At 64.3% G+C, this 1,453-nt stretch carries 2 protein-coding genes; one reads left to right on the top strand and one right to left on the bottom strand.

All coding sequences use genetic code 11. The features are described from left to right. Positions 1-39 precede the first annotated feature (39 nt). A complete protein-coding gene (tnpA, locus tag ACIBJC_RS38635) occupies positions 40-456 on the bottom strand; it encodes an IS200/IS605 family transposase (protein ID WP_399301246.1) in 417 nt (138 codons plus the stop codon). 26 nt (positions 457-482) lie between these two features. Between tnpA and ACIBJC_RS38630 the strand changes: the two genes are divergently transcribed. Continuing rightward, the coding region (locus tag ACIBJC_RS38630; RefSeq protein ID WP_399301244.1) for an RNA-guided endonuclease InsQ/TnpB family protein at positions 483-1,453 on the top strand (971 nt) is incomplete at its 3' end.

Raw genomic sequence — 1,453 nt, 5'->3', positions numbered from 1 at the left:
GGTGGTGAAGTGATTCTCAGAAGTGTTCTGACTTGCAGGCTAGAGCGGGCGATTCTGCTGCTCGATGTACTGACGGACCATCGACAGCGGAGGCCCGTCGACCGACCCGGCGAAGTACGAGCCGGACCACAGTCGTTGTGCCCGCCAGTAGTGCCGGACCAGTTCTGGGTACTCCTGGCGGAGCCTGCGCGAACTGACACCTTTCAGGCTGTTGACCAGCTTGGACAGGGCCACCTTCGGCGGGAAGTTGACCAGCAGGTGTACGTGGTTGTTCTCACCGTTGAACTCCACCAGTTCGCATTCGAAGTCGGCGCAGACGTCCCGCATGATCTCCTCCATCCGCTTGAGGTGCGCGTCGGTGAAGACCTTGTGCCGGTACTTCGTCACGAAAACCAAGTGGGAGTGGAGGACGAAAGTACAGTGTCTGCCAGTACGGATGTTCTGATACTCGGCCATAAACCAACCGTAGTACGCTGATCGGTATGCAGCTTCGGTACAGCTTCCGCCTGTACCCGAGCGGTCCTCAGCGCTCCGCGCTGGCCAGGGCGTTCGGGTGCGCGCGGGTGGTCTACAACGACGCGCTCCGCGCTCGTGAGACTGCCCGCACAGCAGGCGAGCCGTTTCCGACAGCCGGAGACCTGTCCAAGCTGCTGATCACCGAGGCGAAGAAGACCGGGGAACGGAGCTGGCTCGCAGAGGTCTCCGCCGTGGTGCTCCAGCAGTCCCTCCGGGACCTGGACACCGCCTACCGGAACTTCTTCGACTCCCTCAAGGGCAGGCGTCCCCGCATGGGCGCACCCCGCTTCAAGTCGAAGCGGGACAATCGGCAGGCTGTCAGGTTCACCGCGAATGCCCGATGGAAGGTCGCGACCGGTGGTGACCTGTCGTTGCCGAAGATCGGTGATGTGCGGGTGAAGTGGTCCCGCACCCTGCCCTCTGTGCCGTCCACCGTGACCGTGGCCAAGGACGCGGCCGGGCGGTACTTCTGCTCGTTCGTGATCGAGAGCGGAACGGATGAGGCACTGCCCGGGACGACCGGTCGGGTCGGTATCGACCTGGGGCTGACGCACTTCGCGATCCTCTCGGACGGCACAAAGATCGACAGCCCCCGCTTTCTGCGGCGGGCGGAGAAGAAGCTGAAGCGGGAACAGCGGAGTCTGTCCCGTAAGGCGAAGGGCTCCAGCAACCGGACGAAGGCCCGCGTCAAGGTCGCCCGCGCTCATGCGCGGGTGGCCGACGCGCGGCGTGAGTTCCACCACCAGCTCTCAACGAAGATCATCCGTGAGAACCAAGCGGTTGCCGTTGAGGGCCTGGCGGTCAGAGGACTCGCCCGCACGCGCATGGCCAAGTCCGTCCACGACGCGGGATGGTCCGCGTTCGTCGGGATGCTGGAGTACAAGGCCGCCCGGTACGGGCGCACCCTCGTACGGATCGGACGTTTCGAGCCGACCTC

It is taken from the genome of Streptomyces sp. NPDC050509 (assembly GCF_044457965.1).
In the GTDB taxonomy this organism is placed as follows: Bacteria; Actinomycetota; Actinomycetes; order Streptomycetales; family Streptomycetaceae; genus Streptomyces.
Note: the sequence above shows the minus strand (reverse complement) of the source record. Positions and strands in the feature narration are given on the sequence as shown.